Here is a 16,706-nt window from a genome sequence, read left to right as displayed (position 1 = left end):
CGCGATCGTGCGGATGAGCCAGGATGGGGGCATGGACGCGGAGCGGGCGCTGCCCGGTGACCTGATGGCCGTCGACACCCCGGCGCTGCTGCGGCTGGCGGAGCGGGCCGCCGACCTCGGCCTCTCCCAGCGCCTGGACCCGGCCTGGCTGAGGACGCACGCGGCACCCGAGGGGCGGCACTACCTGCGGGCGGCACGGTGGCATGCCATGGCCCACCGCCCGGCACTGCCACGCCAGTTGCGCTGCGACCTGGTGCTGGAGCTGCGGACCGGCGAGCAGCTGCTGAGCCTGCTGGACGTGCTGCCCGAGGACTTCGAGCGGCTGTCGGCCGTGACGTCCCGGGACGAGGGCCTGCCGGTGGCCCGGCTGCTGGGCGGCGGCGGGCTGCGGTCGGTCAGGGAGTTCGAGGAGGGGCTCCAGGGCTGACCGGCGGCGGGGCCGGGCGCCCCCAGTGACTGGCGACGGTCTCCGCGAAGGCGCGGGCCAGCGGCCCCAGGGTGTCCCAGTCCCGGGCGGCCCAGCCGACGGTGAGGCCCGGCAGGTCGGGCAGCGGGACCAGCCGCAGGCCGGGGTGGCCGGGGCCCTGCCACTCGGGCAGCGCGGGCACCACGGCGTGGCCGAGGCCGAGTTCGGCCAGCAGGATCGCGGTGTCCCAGTCGGTGACGCTGGTGTCGAAGACCGGCCGGATCCCCGACTTGCCGAGCCAGTCGTCGAGTTGGGAGCGGGACACCGAGTTCTGCGGCAGTCCGATGAGCCGGGCGTCCTGCAGGTCGGCGGGTTCGATGCGCTCCCGGGCGGCGAGCGGGTCGGCGGCCGCCACGGCCAGCACCCAGGGCAGGTCGGCGACGGGCCGCTGCTCGACGCCGCGGACCGGGGTGCCGAGGGTGATCCAGGCCAGGTCGACGTGCCCGGCGGTGAGCGCCTCCAGGCAGTTGCGGCTGGAGATGCCGGTCTGGAACTCCAGGCTGACCTGCGGGAACCGCTCGCGGAACGCCACCACGGCCGCGGACATGAAGTGCCGGATGCTGGTGGCACCGGTGGTGATCCGCACCGATCCGCCCTCGCCGCGCGCGAGTTCGGCGATGGTCCGCAGCGCGTGGTCGATGCCGCCCAGGCCGGTGGCGACGGCGGTCTGCAGATGGCGTCCGGCCTGGGTGGGCACCACTCCGCGCGGATGCCGCTCGATCAGGGTCAGGCCCAGCTCACGCTCCAGCCGCTTGACGTGCTGGCTGACGGCGGACTGGCTGCACGCCAGCTCGCGGGCGACGGCGCTGAGTGAGCCGGCCCGGCAGACGGCGGCGAACACGCGGAGGTCGTCGAGGGTCACGAGCGCCCAGGGTACTGCCGGGACCGAGCCGGTGGTCGCGGGCCCACGCCCACCCAAGCGGCAGCTTGGGGGTTTCCCAGGAAATCAACGGATTGACTTGGAGGTTCGCCAGGATCGACCATCGTTGCCAGGGCCCGCGAGAGGGCGGCAACCCGCCCGCTGCCTTCGCGGCGTTCCGGACGCGTAGAGGCGGGGGCACGGCGGGTGTCGACCCATGAGGTCGCTGGTCGAGTGTCGAGGCGGTCAGGCAGTCGAGGGGGAGCGGAATGCGGTACGCGGATGGTCCGGGCACCCAGTGCGAGGTGTTCGTCCGGGCCGGCCTGGAACGGGTCTGGGCGCTGGTCACGGACATCGGACTGTCCGCCCGGTTCAGCCCGGAGCTGCAGCGGGTCCAGTGGCTGGACGGCGCGGACGGCCCCGCCCCGGGCGCGCGCTTCGAGGGGCACAACAGCCGGGCGGGCATGCCGGACTGGCGGACGGTCTCCGAGGTGCTGGAGCTGGCCGAGCACCGCGCCTTCGCCTGGGCCGTCATGGACGCGGACGGCCGGTACGGCGACCCGGTGGCGGAGCCGGCCGGCGCACTGGCCCGCTGGCGCTTCGACCTGGCCGCCGAGGACGGCGGCACCCGGGTGCGCCACTCGGTGGTGATCGGTCCGGGTCGCAGTGGTGTCACCCGGGCGATCGACGCCCGGCCGGAGGCTGAGGAGAAGATCGTCGCCTTCCGGCTGGGCGAGCTGCGGACCGGGATCACGGCGACCCTGGAGGGCGTCAAGTCCCTTGCCGAGGCCGGAAGTTAGCGTGCTGGAGGCCGATCGACAGCCGGACTTCGACGAGTTGTACGGGGCCGTCCGCTCCTCGGCGGAACGCCTCCGCACGGGCCTGGAGCAGCTCACCGACCGCCAGGCCCGGGAGCCCTCGCTGCTGCCCGGTTGGAGCCGGGGCCATGTGTTGACCCACCTCGCCCGCAGCGCCGACGCCTACCGGTGGATGTTCGCCCTGGCCCGTACCGGCACCGCGCCCGGGCCGCGGGTCGACGCCGCCGAGCTGGCACGGCAGTTGGGCGAGGGCGCGGGGCGCGGCGCCGAGGCCCTGGTGGCCGACCTGCGGGCCGCCCTGGACGGGCTGCTGCGGGACGCCGCCGAACTGCCCGCCGCCCGCCGGGCGGTGCTGGTCCCGGCGCTGGCGGGCTGGCGGCACCCGGCCTGGTACCTGCTGTGGCGGGCCTGGCGGGAGCTGGAGGTGCACGGGGTGGACCTGAACCACGGCCTTACGCCGTCCGGTTGGCCGGACGGGTTCGTTCAGCGGGCGCTGGCCGAGACGGCGGCGACGCTGGGCGCGCGGGGGGTTCCGCTGGCCCGGGTCGAGGCCGAGGATCTCGGCTCGGGGTGGACGGTCAGCGGCTCGGGGCCGGTGGTGCGCGGCCCCGGGCGGGTCCTGCTCGCCTGGCTGGCCGGGCGCGGCCCGGCGGCGGACCTGCGGGTGGATGGGGCGGCGGCGTCGGGGCTCGACGCTCTGCCTGCTCTGCCCGCTCTGCCCGCGCTGCCCGCCTGGCCGTTGCCGCCGGTGCCGGGCTGGGGCTGAGGGGGCTCGGGCTCAGGAGGCGGGCGTCCGCTCCTCGGCCTGCTGCGGGGCGGCCGCCATGTCCCGGAAGCCCCGTCGCTAGGCGTGGGCGCGCGCCGTCAGGCTCTTGGGGCGGAACGGAGGACGGCCGGGTCGACCGATCGGTTGACCCGGCCGCCCGCCGTCCACCAGGACAGTGGGCTACTCGGCCTTGAGGTGCGCCAGCGCGGTGATCAGCCGCTCGGCGATGTCCGGCGGCCACGGAAAGGCGACCGTCACCGCCCGCTGGTGCGCCAGCCCGTGCAGCCCCAGCCACAGCGCGACGGTGTCCGCGGAGGGATCGTCGCTGGTGGCCAGGCCGGCGGCGACGCACCCGGCCAGGGCCTCGGTGAGCAGTTGCAGGGACTCCTGGCCGAGGGTGCGCATCTCGTCCGCCGTCACGGCGGTGTCCTGGAGGGCGGGCACCCAGACGCCGCCGAACATGGTGCGGTAGCGCTCCGGGTGGTCCTCGGAGAACCGCAGGTAGGCGTGGCAGAGGGCGAGCAGCCGCTGCCGGGGGTCCTCGCCGGCCGCGTCCAGGGCGGCGCGCAGCTGGGCCTCCAGCTGGTCGAAGGCCTGCCGCACCACGGCCAGCATGATGGTCGGCTGGTCGGGGAAGTGCCGGTAGATCGAGGGTGCGGCGATCCCGACCCGGCGGGCGACCGACCGCAGGGTGACGGCGGTCTCGGTGCCGGCCTCGTCGAGCAGTTCGACCGCGGCGGCCACGATGTCGTCCCGCAGGCGGGCACCCTCCCCGCGGCGGTTGCGGGGGCGGCTGGGGGGTGCGCTCGGTTCGTTGTCCATGGCGTGAGCTTACAGGTGAGAACTTACGGGCGGCAGCTCTTGTGCGCCCTGAGATTACAGGTGTAACTTTACGGCCGTAGTCACACATCGGCCGATACGGAGCGACGCCATGAACGACACCCTCCCCACCCGTGCCACCGAGGTCGTCCTGCCGGGCACCGTCGACCCGGACGGCCTCCAGGTGCGCAGCCGCGACCTCCCGCTGCCCACCGCGGGCCGGGTCCTGCTGCGGATGGACGCGACCGGCGTCTCCTTCGCCGAGCAGCAGATGCGCCGCGGCAAGTACTACGACCAGCCGCCCTTCCCCTTCGTGCCGGGCTACGACGTGGTCGGCACGGTCGTCGCGACCGGCCCGGAGGTCGACCCCGCGCTGGTCGGGCGGCGGTTCGCCGCCGTCACCAAGACCGGTGCCTGGGCCAGCCTCCAACTGCTCGACGCCGCCGACCTGGTAGCGGTGCCGGACGGTGTCACGGCCGCCGACGCGGAGACCGTCGTGGTCAACGGGGTGACGGCCTGGCAGATGCTGCACCGCACCGCGAAGGTGCCGTCGGGCGCCACGATCGTGGTGCTCGGCGCCAACGGCGGCGTCGGGTCGACGCTGGTGCAACTGGCCCGGCACGCCGGGATCACGGTGATCGGCACGGCGTCCGCCCGGCACCACGACACCGTCCGCCGGCTGGGCGCGACCCCGGTCGACTACCGCGACCCGGACGCCTACCGGCGCATCCGGGAGCTCGCACCGGACGGCGTCGACGCGGTGTTCGACCACGTCGGCGGCGCCGGACTGGAGGAATCGTGGCGGCTGCTGCGCCGCGGCGGGGTCCTGGTGTCCTACGGCACCGCCGCCACCAAGGACGAGGAGGGCGACTCGCGGCTCCCGGTGCTGAAGCTGTTCGCCCGGCTGGCGCTCTGGAACCACCTCCCCAACGGCCGGTCCGCGCACTTCTACAACTTCTGGGCGGGCAGCCGCCGCCCGGCCGCCTTCCGCGCCCGGCTGCGCGAGGACCTCACCCGGGTGCTGGCCCTGCTGGCCGACGGCACGCTCACCGCCCAGATCGCCGCGGAGTTCCCGCTGGACGAGGCCGCGGCCGCCCTCGCCCTGGCCGAGTCGCGCACCGTCGCGGGCAAGGTCGTCATCGTCCGTTAGGGCGTGTCTGTCAGACGAGCCCTGGCCAGGCCGGTCTTCGAACTCCTCGCGAAACTCATGAAGTGCTGAACTCTCGCCTCCCGCAGCGGGATTGAAGCTCCCCGGTCAGGCCACGTCGGCGGAGGCCTCCGCGATGCGGGCCTCGATGTCCTGGAGGATCGGCCGGTAGGTCTCCTCGTACAGGCGCATCCTGGTCAGGCACTCGGCGAACAGCCGCCGGGAGCGGGCCTTGCGGTGGGGCATCAGGTCGTAGCGGCGCAGCCGCACCGAGCGCATGTCGACCATGAAACCGGGCCGGCAGCGCACCCCGTGGGCGTGGCGCACCTCCTCCTTGGCCTCCCGCAGCAGGCTCAGGTAGGCGTCGTGGCCGGTCTTCCAGCGGGCGGCCTCCGCCGGGGTCCCGGGCACCCCGACACCGCGCAGGGGTGGTGCGGTCGGGTCGATGACGTCGTAGAGGGTGAACTCCAGCCCCTCGGGCGCCTGGGCCCAGGGCATGACGCGCCACGGCCACGGGATCAAGGCGAAGGTGTGCTGCTGTACGCGGATCACGCGACCCCCCCGGTGGCTGGTCGCGTCGGCCGGCGCCCGGCGTCCGGGGGCCTCGGCCCCAAGGTTAGGGGAACCGGCGCGGTCGTGGTCGGCGTGCGTGATCACTCGGGGTCAAGTCGCCTGTACGGTTGCGGGGTTCGCTCAGCCAGGCGAGTGGACTCCAGGGGTCTCCGGAGAAGCGCGGAGGCTCCGTCGAAGGAGTCCCGTGCAGCCTCATGATTCCAGGTCCCCGGAAAGCTTCGCCCAGAGCGTCGAGAACCCTCCGGCCGATCTCGCCGAGAGCGGTGGGGAGTTCGAGATCAAGCTGTCCTACAACGGCACCTTCAAGGGGTACGTGGGCCTCTACGGGAACGGCTGCACCACCTGGTCCGACTCGGCGCTGACGTTCATCGAAGAGACGGACAGCGGCGGCAAGATCTACTTCCGGGTCACTCAAGGTGGCTGGAAGGGCTCCTACCTCTCCTGCAGCAACAACGCCTATGTCGGGCTCCACGGTTGGTCCAAGGCCGTGCCGTGGAGGTTCGAAGTCGTCGACGGCGTCAAGCGGCTCCGGTGTCGGTGGAACCACCAGCCCCTGTCGTTCTACTCCGATTCAAACAAGTACCTCCACGCCTGGGGCGACTACAACAGGCTGGAGGCGGAATCAGTGCCTGTCTAGCCCGGGCTTCCTTGGGGCGAGCGGCTGTTGGCATCCCCCAGGTACCGGACGGCGCGGTGGAACCGCGCCTGGTGCTCCGGCCGCGCCGGTCGCCCTCGCGACCGCCGCGGCTGCTGCGTTCGGAGGGCGTTCCGGGGCGGGCTGGGGGGTCAGCCGGTGGGGGTGCCGACCTGGTCGCGTTCGAGTGCGGAGCGCAGGGTGGCCAGGGTGCGTGCGGTCGCCGACAGGGTGGGGGCGTCGAGCGCGCCCGCGAGCAACTCTGCCAGGCCCTCCCTGAAGGTCCGCTCCGCCGCCTCGACGAGCCGCGCCCCGTCGTCGGTCAGGACCAGCAGCGAGGACCGGCGGTCCGCGGGGTTCGGCCGGCGGGCGGCCCAGCCCTGCTTCTCCAGGCGGTCGACGCCCTTGCTGGTCGCCCCGACACCGATGGCGAACTCGGCGGCGACGTCGGCCACCCGGCAGCCGGGGTGGCGGCGCAGGTGGTCCAGGAGCTCGTACTGCGAGGTGACGATCCCGTGCCGCTCGCGGAGCCGGTCGTTGAGGGCGTTGTACAGGCGCGTCTCGCACCGGACCAGGTCGGCGAAGAGCTCCGGGAGGTCGGCTGCGGAGAGGGCTCCGTGCAATGTATCTTCCACGGCATATAGTGTACGGGAAGCTACTTGAGGCAGGAGTGTGCCCATGAGCAGGGAACAGCGCAGCCGGATCGATGCGATGCTGCGGCAGCCGAGGGCGGCCGGGCAGTCGGGGCCTGAGGGACAGTCGGGGGCCGGGACGAAGTCGGGGGCTGAGGCGAAGCCGGGGGCAGCGGGGCCCGCGGGGCCGCCGTCGGTGGAGGAGATCCGGGCCGGGTTCCGGGAGCTGATGGCCGGGATGATCGTGCCCCACGACTCCATCCGCACCGCGCCGACCGTCCTCGGCGACCGGCCCGCGCTGCGCGTCGAGCCGAGGGGCGTGGCGGAGGGCGGGGCCGAGGGCGGGGCCGAGCGCGGTCCGGACGGTGGTCCGGGGGCGGGGACGATCCTGTACTTCCACGGCGGCGGCTGGGTCTTCGGCTCGCCCGAGACCGCCCTCTCGCTGACCGGCAACCTGGTGGCCAGGACCGGTCTCGGGGCGTACTCGCTGGACTACCGTCTCGCCCCCGAACACCCCTTCCCGGCCGCGATCGAGGACTGCCTGAGCGCCTACCGCGCACTCCTCGACCAGGGCGAGGACCCCTCGGCCATCGCCCTCGCGGGGGACTCGGCCGGCGGCGGACTCGCCGTCACCACGTGCCTCGCCGCCCGGGACGCGGGCCTGCCGCAGCCGGCCGCCGTACTCGCCTTCTCCCCGGGCCTCGACGCCACCCGGAGCGGCGCGAGCATGCGGACCAAGGAGGGCATCGACCCGATCTTCACCCGGGCCGCCCTGGACCACACCGGGGCCATGTACCTCGGCGGAGCCGATCCTCGGCAGCCGCTGCTCAGCCCGGCCGTGCACGCCGACCTCACCGGCCTGCCCCCGATGCTGATTCAGGTCGGCACCAACGAACTGCTGCTGGACGACTCCACCCGGCTGGCCGCGCGGGCCGGCGCGGCGGGCGTGGACGTCGTCCTGGACATCACCGCCGATGCGCCGCACGTGTTCCAGTGCTTCGCGGGCGTCCTGGACGAGGCGGACGAGGCGCTCGACCGCGCCGCCCTCTTCCTGCGCCAGCGGATCCGCGCCGGGCGGACGCCTACCGCGTAGCCGTGCACGGACCGCGTAGCCGTGTACCGACCGCGTAGCCGTGCACCCGCCGGGTGGCTGTGCACCCGCCGGGTGGCTGTGCACCGGTCCGGTGGCTGTGTACGGGTCGGGTGGCCGTGCACCGGTCGGCCCTGACGGGGTCGGCCCGTGATCAGGCCCCGGCGCCCGCCTGGCGGAGCAGGTAGGCGCCGGAGGCGGCGGCCAGCAGGGCCATGCAGGCGGCGAACACCAGACCCGCGTGGGCCAGGCCGAGCGGCCCGGTGAGCAGGCCGACGCCGATCACCGGGATCGAGATGCCGAAGTAGGCGACCACGAACAGCGCCGACAGGGCACCGCCGCGGTGCTCCGCCGGGCTCGCGGCGGCGACCTCGCCCACCGCCCCGCGCAGGCCCATGCCCTGCCCGGCGCCGCCGACCAGCGCGGCGAGCACCAGGAAGGCCAGGACGGCCCAGGCCAGCGAGCCGGCCAGCAGGGCCAGTCCGGCGATCAGCACCAGGCAGCCCAGTGGGATGGCCCGCGCGGTGCCCAGCCGGGGGACCAGGAGCTGGCCCAGGGTGGAGGCCAGGAAGGCCGAGGAGACGACCAGGCCGACCAGCGCCCGGTTGTGCACGCCCAGGCCCTCGGCGAGGAAGGCCGGGCTGACCGAGGTGAACAGGCCCAGCAGCGAGAACCCGGCGAAGGCCGCGAGCGCGGCCGGCACGAACACCCGCCGGACCTCCGGCGGCAGACCGGGCCGGACCGGCCGGGCGGTGCGCAGCGGACGGGCACCGGCGACGGTCTCCGGCAGCCGCAGAAGGGCACCGACGGCCATGGCGATCAGCACCAGGTGCACGACGAACGGCAGCACCAGCGGGTGCGGGGCGTACTGGGAGAGCAGGCCCGCCAGCAGCGGTCCGAAACCCAGGCCGCCCATGTTGGCCGCGGTCGCGACGAAGCCCGCCCGCCCCCGGTGCCGTGGCGGCGCCAGTTCCAGCACGTACGCCGTGGCGGTACCCGTGAACACGCCCGCCGACAGACCGGACAGCAGCCGGCCCAGGAGCAGCAGCGGCACGCTGTCCGCCGTCAGGAACACGACGGCGCTGCAGGCCGAGCTGACCAGCCCGCACAGCAGCACCGGTCGGCGCCCGACCGCGTCGGACACATTGCCGACCAGCAGCAGGATGCCGATGACCCCGAAGGCGTACACGGCGAACACCACCGTCACCGTCAGCTCGGAGAAGCCGATCCGCTCCTGGTACAGCCCGTACAGCGGAGTGGGCAGGGTGGTCCCGGTCATGCAGACGGCGAAGGCGAAGGCGGCGAGCAGGTAGTCCGTCCGGGCGGCAGGTGGTGGGACGGTCCGATGATCGGTCACCAGCCCACGATAGGCGCGCCACCCGGCCCGGCCCACGGCTCACCGGCGCGCGCTGGGCCAGTTGGACCTGGGGCCGGATCGACGCCATCAGCATCCCGTGCCCCCGCTGCCCCGCAGCTCGGTCGGCGCCCACGCCCACCGGAGCAGCCGGGCGGCGACCGGGTCACCGTCGACGACGGTCGGCCCCCGGTCGGGGTGGTGCCGAACGCGTGCCGAACGCGAGACCGACCAGCCACAGGCCGAGCATGCCGACCGGTAGTACGGGGAGCAGTCCGGCGAGCAGTCCGTCCAGGTCGCCGGTCGCGTAGGAGAACCCGGTGGCGTGGTAGTCGTCGCTGTCGCTGTCGCTGTCGCTGTCGCTGTCGCCGTCGCCGTACTCGACGGGCAGGGCGGCGCCGACGCGGTGGCTGCCGCCGATCGGCGAGTCCTCGGTCACCGTTCGGCCGTCGTCGGAGCGGAACTCCCCGGTGCAGGAGGTGATCAGGTGGGGCTCGGCCGGGCTGTCTCCCCAGCAGCGGTCGGCGGTCAGCATGCCCGGCCGGCCGCTCATCCCGGCCGCGTAGGCGAACGGGGTCGCTGCCGCCCGGCCGCCCAGGACGCCGAGGGCGATGACGGCCCCACCGAGCGCGAGCACCGCCAGGAAGGTCATGCCCCAGTACTGCGGGCGGCGCCGCGCGGCCGTGCCGATCCGGGCCGTGCCGGTCCGGAGGTGCGCGCGGTGCGGGCCCGTCCGGAGCTCGTCGCGGACCTGCGCTTCCTGCTCATGCCCTGGTTCCTCGCGGTCGTGCCGTCCTCGGGCGGGCGGGCCGCCGGGGCAACGGGGGACGATCATGTCAGACGGCACGTGCGGTCTTCGGCGGGGGACGGCGGGAGGTTTGCCGATCCGGGCGGGGCGGTCGGGCCTGCGTTCGTCGCCTGGGCGGGGCGGGGCGGGGCGGGGCGGTCGGGCCTTCGGCCGTGGGCCCGGGGGCGAGGGCTGTTGGGGGAGCGCTGGTCCTGGGGTCGACTCGCCGTGTTCGTGGCGGAGTTGGCGGGGCCGGGTGGCGTCGGCGGGTGTGGCTCGGGGTGCCGGCGGTCAGAGCTTGTCGGCCGCGCGGACCCGGTGGAGGTGGATCAGCACGTCGTAGTTGGCACCGAGGGCGAGGGTGGGCAGCGGGTCGCGGCGGAAGGTGGTCCCGGCGTCGTAGGTCGGGCGGGCGGTCGCCAGCCAGGCGCGGGCCGAGGGCGGGGCCTGGCGCAGGTCGAGGTAGAAGTCGCGGGGGCGGACCCGGTCGAGGAGGTACTCGTTCATGCCCAGGGTGGCCGGCGGAACGGTGGCGCTCCGCCAGGCGTCGGCGAACGGGTCGGCCTCGGTGAGGAAGGAGCCGCCGCCGAAGGTGAAGCCGATGCTGACGTAGTCGGCGCCGAGCGCGTCGCGCAGCAGGGAGCCCTCCGTCCGGGGGTACAGCGCGGGGTCGGACGACACGAAGCCGACGTGCCCGTTGTGCGCCGAGAGCAGCACCTTCCCGCCGAGGCGGCGCTGCCACCACAGGGTGTTGTCCGCCATCGCCCGGTCACGGAGCACCTGCGCGGCGGTGACGGAGGAGCCGTCCTCGGTCCGCATGGTGCAGAAGGCGAAGGTGCGGGCGATGTTCCGGGCGTGCAGGACGGCCCAGTCGTACTCCTCGTCGCCGTCCCGGCCGGCCGCCGCGACCAGCTCCAGCGCCTGCTGCGCCAGGTCCGCGTTGCGCTGCCGCTCGGACAGCTGGGTCCGGGTCAGGTAGCCCATGGCATCGCCGAACGGCCGCAGGCCGGCGTACAGCTGCTCGACGCCCGACAGCGAGGCCGGGGCGGCCTTCCGCAGGTAGGCGGTGACCTCGGCGAAGGGCTGGTCGCCGATCCCGGGGAAGCCGAGGTCGGTGCCCACGAAGTGGACCGGGTGCTGCGGCCGGCTGCCGTTGTACGCGCGCATCCAGCCGATCAGCTCGGCGAACTCTCGCCGCTGCCACGGCGATCCGGCCATGACCCGGCGGACCAGCCGCTGGGCGTCGTCGTCTCCCTGGCCCTGCACGAAGGCGTCGATCTGCAGGCCCGCGGACCAACTGGCCTCCAGGGCGAAGGTGGTGAAGCCCTTCTCCTCGACCAGATAGCGGAACACCCGGTGCTTCATGGTGAAGAACTCGTGCGAACCGTGGGTGGCCTCGCCGAGGCCCACCACCCGGGCGTCGCCGATCATCGCGCCCAGCGCCCGTAGGCCGCCGGTCAGGGCGTCGGGCTCGGTGGAGCGCAGGAGGTGGGCGATCCGGTCCAGGTCCGCGGAGACGGTCGCGGACTGCGGGGCCGAGCCCGTCGCCGACGCGGCCCTGGCCGTTCCCGGGGTGAGCAGCGCGGCGGTGGCGGCGACTGCGGTGCCCGTGGTGGCGGTCAGCACGGCCCGGCGGGCGATCGGCTTCAGGGTCACGGTCATGATGGCTACTCCTCAGCTCATGGGTTCGACCTGGGTCGATCGCGGGGGCGATCGGTCCGTGCGGGTCGATCGGTTCAACTCGTCCGGCCGTCCTGGCCGGTGAGAGAATCCTCCGCCGAGGAGGGGGTGCGGCGCGCTGGGGCGGGCCGCCAGGTTTCTCGGGGGGCAACCCCACCCGCCCCGGGCCCTTGGGGGCACCGGGACGGTTCCCCTAGGGTCACCTGGACGGGTGGGCGAACTGCTGGTAACGGGCGGCGCACCTGCATGGCTACGGGCCTGGCCACTCTGGCTGAGGGGTGTTGGGGCGGCGGGGGCGGGTGTCGGGGGCGGCGTGCTCGGCGTTCTTGGCGTTCTTGGCGTTCTGGCGTTCTCGGGGTTCTGGCGTTCTGGTGTTCTCGGCGTCAGGAGAGCCGGTCGGCGCGGTGGGTGGGCCGCCCGTCCAGGACGGTGAGCAGCACCGGGACCTCCGCGAGTTCGATGGCCGGGGTGGTGAGCGGGTCGGCGGCCAGGACGGTGAGGTCGGCGCGGTGGCCGACCGCGATCCGGCCCGTCGACTGTTCCTCGCCCGCTGCGAAGGCCGCGTTGACGGTCATCGCGCGCAGTGCCTCCAGCGCGGTGAGGGCCTGGCCGGGGTTGTGCGGGGGCTGGTCGAGGTCCCGGGTGGGGCGACGGTGGCGGGCCCCCGCCATGACCCCGAGCGGCGGGTAGGGGGCGATCGGCCAGTCGGAGCCCAGGACGACGGTGGCGCCCGCGTCCCACAGGTCGCGGCAGCGCCAGGCCCGGTCGGCGCGCTCCTCGCCGAGGCGGCGGGACCAGTTGTCGGTGTGGTCGGCGCGGGTGAAGTCGCAGCAGTGGGTGGGCTGCATGGAGGCGATCACGCCCAGCTCGGCGAAGCGGCCCACCGCCTCGTCGGGGACGGTCTCGATGTGTTCGATCCGGTGCCGGACCGGGGCGGAGCGGGTGGGGGTTCCGCTGGTTCCGTCCCGGGACGGGCCGGGGGTGCCGTCGGTTCCGTTCAGGGTCGAGCCGGGGGTGCCGTCGGACGGGCCGTTCGCGGTGGCCTTGGCGACGGCGTCGAGGGCGTGGCGGACGGCCGCGTCGCCGATCGCGTGGGTGGCGGTCGGCACCCCGGCCCGATGCAGTTCCTCGATCACCCGGGTGTAGTGCGCCGGGTCGGGCCAGAAGGCGTGGGTGGACTCCCCGTGGCAGTCCGGGCGTTCCAGCCAGGCGGTGCCGTTGTCGATGGTGCCGTCCATGAACAGCTTGACGCCGTCCACCCGCCACAACTTCCCTCCCCGGCCCTGGAGTTCGACCAGCGTGCGCAGCCCGTCCGGGTCCACGCCGGGCTGGCACCACGGGGCGACCCGCAGCCGCACCGGCAGTTGGCCCGCCTCGTCCAGCTCGGTGTAGAGGTCGAGGCTGTCCCCGCCCGCGTCCATCGCGTGGCCGCCGGTGAGACCGTTCGCCGCCATGGCGCGCAGGGCGGCCGCCAGGCGCTCGCGGCGCTCGGCGCGGGCGGGCTGCGGGGCGGCGCGCTCGACCAGCTCGCAGGCTGCGTCCTCCAGCAGCAGACCGGTGGGGCGGCCGTCGGCGTCGCAGACCACCTCGGCCGCCTGGGCGAAGGCGCGCGGGCCGTCGACGCCGGCCAGCTCCAGGGCGCGCGGGCTGGCGAGCATGGAGTGGGCGTCGAAGAGCTGGAGCAGCGCGGGGACACCGTCCAGCACGGGTGCCAGGGCGGAGGCGGCGACGGGACGGTCGCCGAACACATTCGGGTCCAGGCCCCAGGCGTGCAGCCAGGCCCCCGGAGCCAGGCCCTCGACCTCGGCGGCCAGGGCGGCGCGGACGGACGGCAGGTCGCTGCAGCCGGAGAGGTCCAGGCCGTGGGTGAGCTCGGCGCCGGTGACCGGGTGCAGGTGGCCGTCCACCAGGCCGGGGGTGACCACGGCGCCCTTGAGGTCGATCACCGTCGTTGCGGCGTCGGCGAGTTCGCGGATAGTCCGGTCGTCGCCCAGGGCGGCGATCCGGCCGTCGACCACGGCAAGCGCGGACTGCGGGAGGAACCCGCCGGACGCGGGGTCGAGCAGACGGGCGGAGAGGAGGACCAGAGAGGTGCGCACTTCGGCTCCAGCGGTGGTGCGGGGTGGGGGAGTTGGGGTCAGGACTGCTCGTCGGTGGTGTTGGAGCGGGGGCGGCTTCGGTGGCTCAGGTGGGTTCGGAGGAGGCTTGGGCGGTGGCTTGGGCCGGGGTGGTGACGGGTGCGGAGGCAGGCGCGGTGGCGGGGGCGGCCGGGGGATTGGCGGGGTCGGCGGAGTTGGTGGGGTCGGTGGGGTCGGCGGGATTGGTGATCGCCTCGGGGGGCTCGGGGAGGGTGAGGGTGCCCTCCGTCAGGCCGAGTTCGCGCTCGGCGGTGGCGGCGGCGAGCCGGACGACGGCCGACGGGTGGTTGCCCAAGCCGGTGTTGGCGTGCGAGGCGAGGCCGTCGATCACCACCAGGATCCGGACGGCCGTCAGGACGGCGTCCTCGGTCCGGAACTCGCCCTGCTCGACCCCCGCGTGGACGACGCCGGAGAGCCGGCCCCGCCACAGCGTCTCCTGGCCCAGCACGCGCTCGCGCAGGAGGGGGCGGTAGCGGCTGAGGTGGCGGGCGTTGAGCCAGAGCCGGCTCATGTCGTCGTAGGCCGGGCCGGTGGCGCGGGCGAAGAACCGGGCCAGGTGGTTCAGCGGGGACCCGTCCGGCGGGTCGGCGGGCAGCAGCGTCCCCAGCTCGGCGGTGGCGGCGCTGCCGAACGCCTCGGCGACGAGATCCTCCACGGCCGGGAAGTAGTGGCTGATCAGGCCCGGTCTGACGGCCAGCTGCTCGGCGATCCGGCGCAGGGTGATGCACTCCAGGCCTTCGGTGAGGGCGACCGTGGCAGCGGCCCCGACGATCTCCGCCCGGCGGTCGTCGGGGGACTTCCGGATCCGTTTGCGCTGAACGCTTGACGTCATGTGCCGGATGCTATTGAGTGTGCGACCAATAAGCAAGCAGGCGGGCACGACACCCCCACGGAGGGCCCCCAATGGCATCCACGCTCCCGGACCATCCCCAGCCCGACTCCCCCACCGGACCCGCCGGACCACCGCTCCAGCCGTCCGTATCGCCCCAGCTGTCCACGCCGCCCCAGCTGTCCACGCCGCCCCAGCCGTCCATGCCGTCCATGCCGTCCATGCCGTCCATGCCGTCCGGGCCGTCCCGGCCGGAACGCAACGGCCGGGTCGAAGTCCACGGCATCGACGTCATCCCCGACACCGAACGGCGCGGCCGCGCCCGCGAACTCTTCGCCGTCTGGGCGGCAGCCAGCGTCAACTACCTCAACCTGGTGGTCGGCGGGACCCTCGTGCTGACCGGGCTCAGTCTCTGGCAGGCTTTCGCGGTGGTCGTGGTCGGCAACCTGTTCTGGCTGAGCACCGGCCTGCTGGCCGTCTCCGGACCGGCCGCCGGCGCGCCCAGCGAGGTGATCACGCGGGCGATGTTCGGCGTCCGGGGCAACCGAGCGAACAACGCCGTCACCGGGTGGATGATCTCCGTCTGCTACTTCGCACTGAACCTCGCAGCGGCAGCCGTCGCGGCCTTCTCGCTCGCCGAGGAGGTCGGAATCACCCCGAACATCCCGATCAAGATCACCATCGTGATCGCGATCGTGGTGCTCACCCTCACCATCAGCGTGTACGGGCACGCCATGATCGTGCGGCTCTACCTGCCGATCACCCTGGCCCTCGCCGCCTCCTTCGCCGTCGTCGGCTACGCCGTCCTCCAGCATGCCGACTTCGGATGGAGCCAGCCCGAACCGCTCACCGGCGGCGGACTGTGGGCCGCCGTCCTGGCCGGCGTCACCCTCATCGCCTCCGGCCCGCTCTCGTACACCACCAGCGCCGACTTCTCCCGCTACCTCCCGGCCACCACCTCCCCGCGTGCCGTCCTCGGCTGGACCGCCCTCGGTGGATTCCTCCCCAGCGTCGCCGTCGGCGGACTCGGGGTGCTCGGCGCCACCGCCGTCGACATGACCGACCCCCAGGCCGCGCTCCAGAAGATCCTGCCTGGCTGGTTCAACCCGGTCTTCCTGCTCTCCCTCGTCGTCGGCACCATCGCCGTCAATGCCCTCACCGCCTACAGCGCCGGCCTCGCCCTCCAGGCCGTCGGCATCCGCATCCGCCGGACGCTCAGCGTGCTCGTGGACGGCACCGTCGCCGTCGCGCTGACCCTGTACGCGCTGCTGGTCTCCAACTTCCTCGACACGGTCAGCAACGTGCTCCAGCTGACCGTCGTCCTCCTCGGCCCCAGCACCGCCATCTACGCCACCGACATCCTGCTGCGCCGCAACCACTACGACGGCCGGGCCCTCGCCGACGAGACCCCGGGCAGCCCCTTCTGGTACCGCGCGGGCGTCAACCCGGCCGGCGCGGTCGCCCTCCTGGCAGGCGTGGCCACCTCGGCCCTCTGTGTCGACACTCTCTACACCGGCCCCGTCGCGGCCCTGACGGGCGTCGACCTGGCCCTCCCGGTGGGCATCGCGGTGGCCGCCGTGGTCTACGCCCTCATGGCGCGGAGGACGGTGCTGCGCCGGAGGGGTTGAGGCCGAGGGTAGTAGGGGCGGTTGACCAGCGTGCAGGAAGTCGGCCAGTCCGACTTCCTGCACGGTCCTGTTTGGGCGCGCCCGGTGTGGGGTCGGTGGTGGTTGCGGGTCCGGGGCGGTCGCCTCTTGGCCTCGCGGGGTCGTTTGGGTAGGGGACGGGAAGTCGGTGGGTTCGACTTCCTGTGTTGGCGTTGGCCTTCGGGGTTCGGGGGTCGTGCTGGGTGGGCCTGGGTGGGCGTGCTTCCGGGAGTTGGGGTGTGGTGCAGGAAGTCGGCCGGCTCGACTTCCTGTGCTGGGGTTTTGGGTGTGGGTCGGCCTGGTTGGGGTGGTGGGGGCTGTCCTCCTGGTGTCGGGGCCGTTTGGGCAGGGCACGGGAAGGTGGCGGGCCCGGCTGAGGGTGAGGTGGCGGGGGCGCCGTCGTCGCGGTGGAGGGGGTGATCGGGCCCGGGTGAGCTGGGGACATCGGGGGCCAAGGTGGTGTTCCGG

General features: G+C 74.0%; 16 protein-coding genes. 7 read left to right on the top strand and 9 right to left on the bottom strand.

Annotated features, from left to right (window positions below):
* Window positions 1–31 precede the first annotated feature (31 nt).
* Window positions 32–427, top strand: a complete 396-nt coding sequence (locus ACZ47G_RS27970) for a hypothetical protein (protein WP_465747245.1) — start codon at window positions 32–34, stop codon at window positions 425–427.
* Here the strand turns inward: ACZ47G_RS27970 and ACZ47G_RS27965 are convergent.
* Complete coding sequence (locus ACZ47G_RS27965; protein ID WP_465747243.1) at window positions 396–1,328, bottom strand: LysR family transcriptional regulator; 933 nt, start codon at window positions 1,326–1,328, stop codon at window positions 396–398. The two genes, ACZ47G_RS27970 and ACZ47G_RS27965, sit on opposite strands and share 32 nt — an antisense overlap.
* Window positions 1,329–1,594: 266 nt before the next feature.
* On the opposite strand from ACZ47G_RS27965, the gene ACZ47G_RS27960 reads away from it, so the two are divergent.
* Entirely contained in the window at window positions 1,595–2,125 is a 531-nt protein-coding gene (locus tag ACZ47G_RS27960) for an SRPBCC family protein (RefSeq protein WP_465747241.1), read from the top strand.
* Between the two features lies 1 nt (window position 2,126).
* Complete coding sequence (locus ACZ47G_RS27955) at window positions 2,127–2,909, top strand: maleylpyruvate isomerase family mycothiol-dependent enzyme (protein ID WP_465747239.1); 783 nt, start codon at window positions 2,127–2,129, stop codon at window positions 2,907–2,909.
* Between the two features lie 180 nt (window positions 2,910–3,089).
* On the opposite strand, the gene ACZ47G_RS27950 is transcribed toward ACZ47G_RS27955, so the two are convergent.
* Entirely contained in the window at window positions 3,090–3,731 is a 642-nt protein-coding gene (locus ACZ47G_RS27950) for a TetR/AcrR family transcriptional regulator (RefSeq protein ID WP_465747237.1), read from the bottom strand.
* Between the two features lie 109 nt (window positions 3,732–3,840).
* Between ACZ47G_RS27950 and ACZ47G_RS27945 the strand changes: the two genes are divergently transcribed.
* Window positions 3,841–4,878, top strand: coding sequence for a medium chain dehydrogenase/reductase family protein (locus ACZ47G_RS27945; RefSeq protein ID WP_465747235.1), 1,038 nt, complete (start codon window positions 3,841–3,843; stop codon window positions 4,876–4,878).
* A 105-nt stretch (window positions 4,879–4,983) separates the two neighbouring features.
* On the opposite strand, the gene ACZ47G_RS27940 is transcribed toward ACZ47G_RS27945, so the two are convergent.
* Complete coding sequence (locus tag ACZ47G_RS27940) at window positions 4,984–5,427, bottom strand: hypothetical protein (RefSeq protein WP_465747233.1); 444 nt, start codon at window positions 5,425–5,427, stop codon at window positions 4,984–4,986.
* Between the two features lie 205 nt (window positions 5,428–5,632).
* Here ACZ47G_RS27940 and ACZ47G_RS27935 point away from each other — a divergent pair, with 205 nt between their 5' ends.
* Complete coding sequence (locus ACZ47G_RS27935; RefSeq protein ID WP_465747231.1) at window positions 5,633–6,085, top strand: hypothetical protein; 453 nt, start codon at window positions 5,633–5,635, stop codon at window positions 6,083–6,085.
* Between the two features lie 149 nt (window positions 6,086–6,234).
* Here the strand turns inward: ACZ47G_RS27935 and ACZ47G_RS27930 are convergent, their stop codons facing one another.
* Window positions 6,235–6,717: a MarR family winged helix-turn-helix transcriptional regulator gene (locus ACZ47G_RS27930; RefSeq protein WP_465747229.1), complete on the bottom strand. Its 483-nt coding sequence runs from the start codon at window positions 6,715–6,717 to the stop codon at window positions 6,235–6,237.
* Window positions 6,718–6,760: 43 nt separating this feature from the next.
* Between ACZ47G_RS27930 and ACZ47G_RS27925 the strand changes: the two genes are divergently transcribed.
* Window positions 6,761–7,807, top strand: a complete 1,047-nt coding sequence (locus ACZ47G_RS27925; protein WP_465747227.1) for an alpha/beta hydrolase — start codon at window positions 6,761–6,763, stop codon at window positions 7,805–7,807.
* A gap of 151 nt (window positions 7,808–7,958) precedes the next feature.
* Here ACZ47G_RS27925 and ACZ47G_RS27920 read toward each other — a convergent pair whose 3' ends face one another.
* The 5 genes from ACZ47G_RS27920 to ACZ47G_RS27900 form a co-directional block, all read right to left on the bottom strand.
* A complete protein-coding gene (locus ACZ47G_RS27920) occupies window positions 7,959–9,161 on the bottom strand; it encodes an MFS transporter (RefSeq protein WP_465747225.1) in 1,203 nt (400 codons plus the stop codon).
* A 163-nt stretch (window positions 9,162–9,324) separates the two neighbouring features.
* Complete coding sequence (locus ACZ47G_RS27915; protein ID WP_465747223.1) at window positions 9,325–10,005, bottom strand: hypothetical protein; 681 nt, start codon at window positions 10,003–10,005, stop codon at window positions 9,325–9,327.
* Between the two features lie 231 nt (window positions 10,006–10,236).
* The gene (locus ACZ47G_RS27910; protein ID WP_465747221.1) at window positions 10,237–11,607 is read right to left on the bottom strand and encodes an erythromycin esterase family protein; all 1,371 of its coding nucleotides are present in this window, start codon (window positions 11,605–11,607) and stop codon (window positions 10,237–10,239) included.
* A 401-nt stretch (window positions 11,608–12,008) separates the two neighbouring features.
* On the bottom strand, window positions 12,009–13,724 hold the full coding sequence (locus ACZ47G_RS27905; RefSeq protein WP_465747219.1) for an amidohydrolase: 1,716 nt from the start codon (window positions 13,722–13,724) through the stop codon (window positions 12,009–12,011).
* Between the two features lie 85 nt (window positions 13,725–13,809).
* Window positions 13,810–14,595, bottom strand: coding sequence for a TetR/AcrR family transcriptional regulator (locus tag ACZ47G_RS27900; RefSeq protein WP_465747217.1), 786 nt, complete (start codon window positions 14,593–14,595; stop codon window positions 13,810–13,812).
* Between the two features lie 71 nt (window positions 14,596–14,666).
* Here ACZ47G_RS27900 and ACZ47G_RS27895 point away from each other — a divergent pair, with 71 nt between their 5' ends.
* Window positions 14,667–16,220 (top strand): purine-cytosine permease family protein, encoded by a 1,554-nt coding sequence (locus ACZ47G_RS27895; protein WP_465747215.1) that lies wholly within the window; start codon window positions 14,667–14,669, stop codon window positions 16,218–16,220.
* Window positions 16,221–16,706: the final 486 nt, after the last annotated feature.

The organism is Kitasatospora sp. NPDC030952 (genome assembly GCF_055571335.1).
The sequence above is the reverse complement of the archived record's forward strand: the minus strand, read 5'-3'. Positions and strand labels throughout refer to the sequence as shown.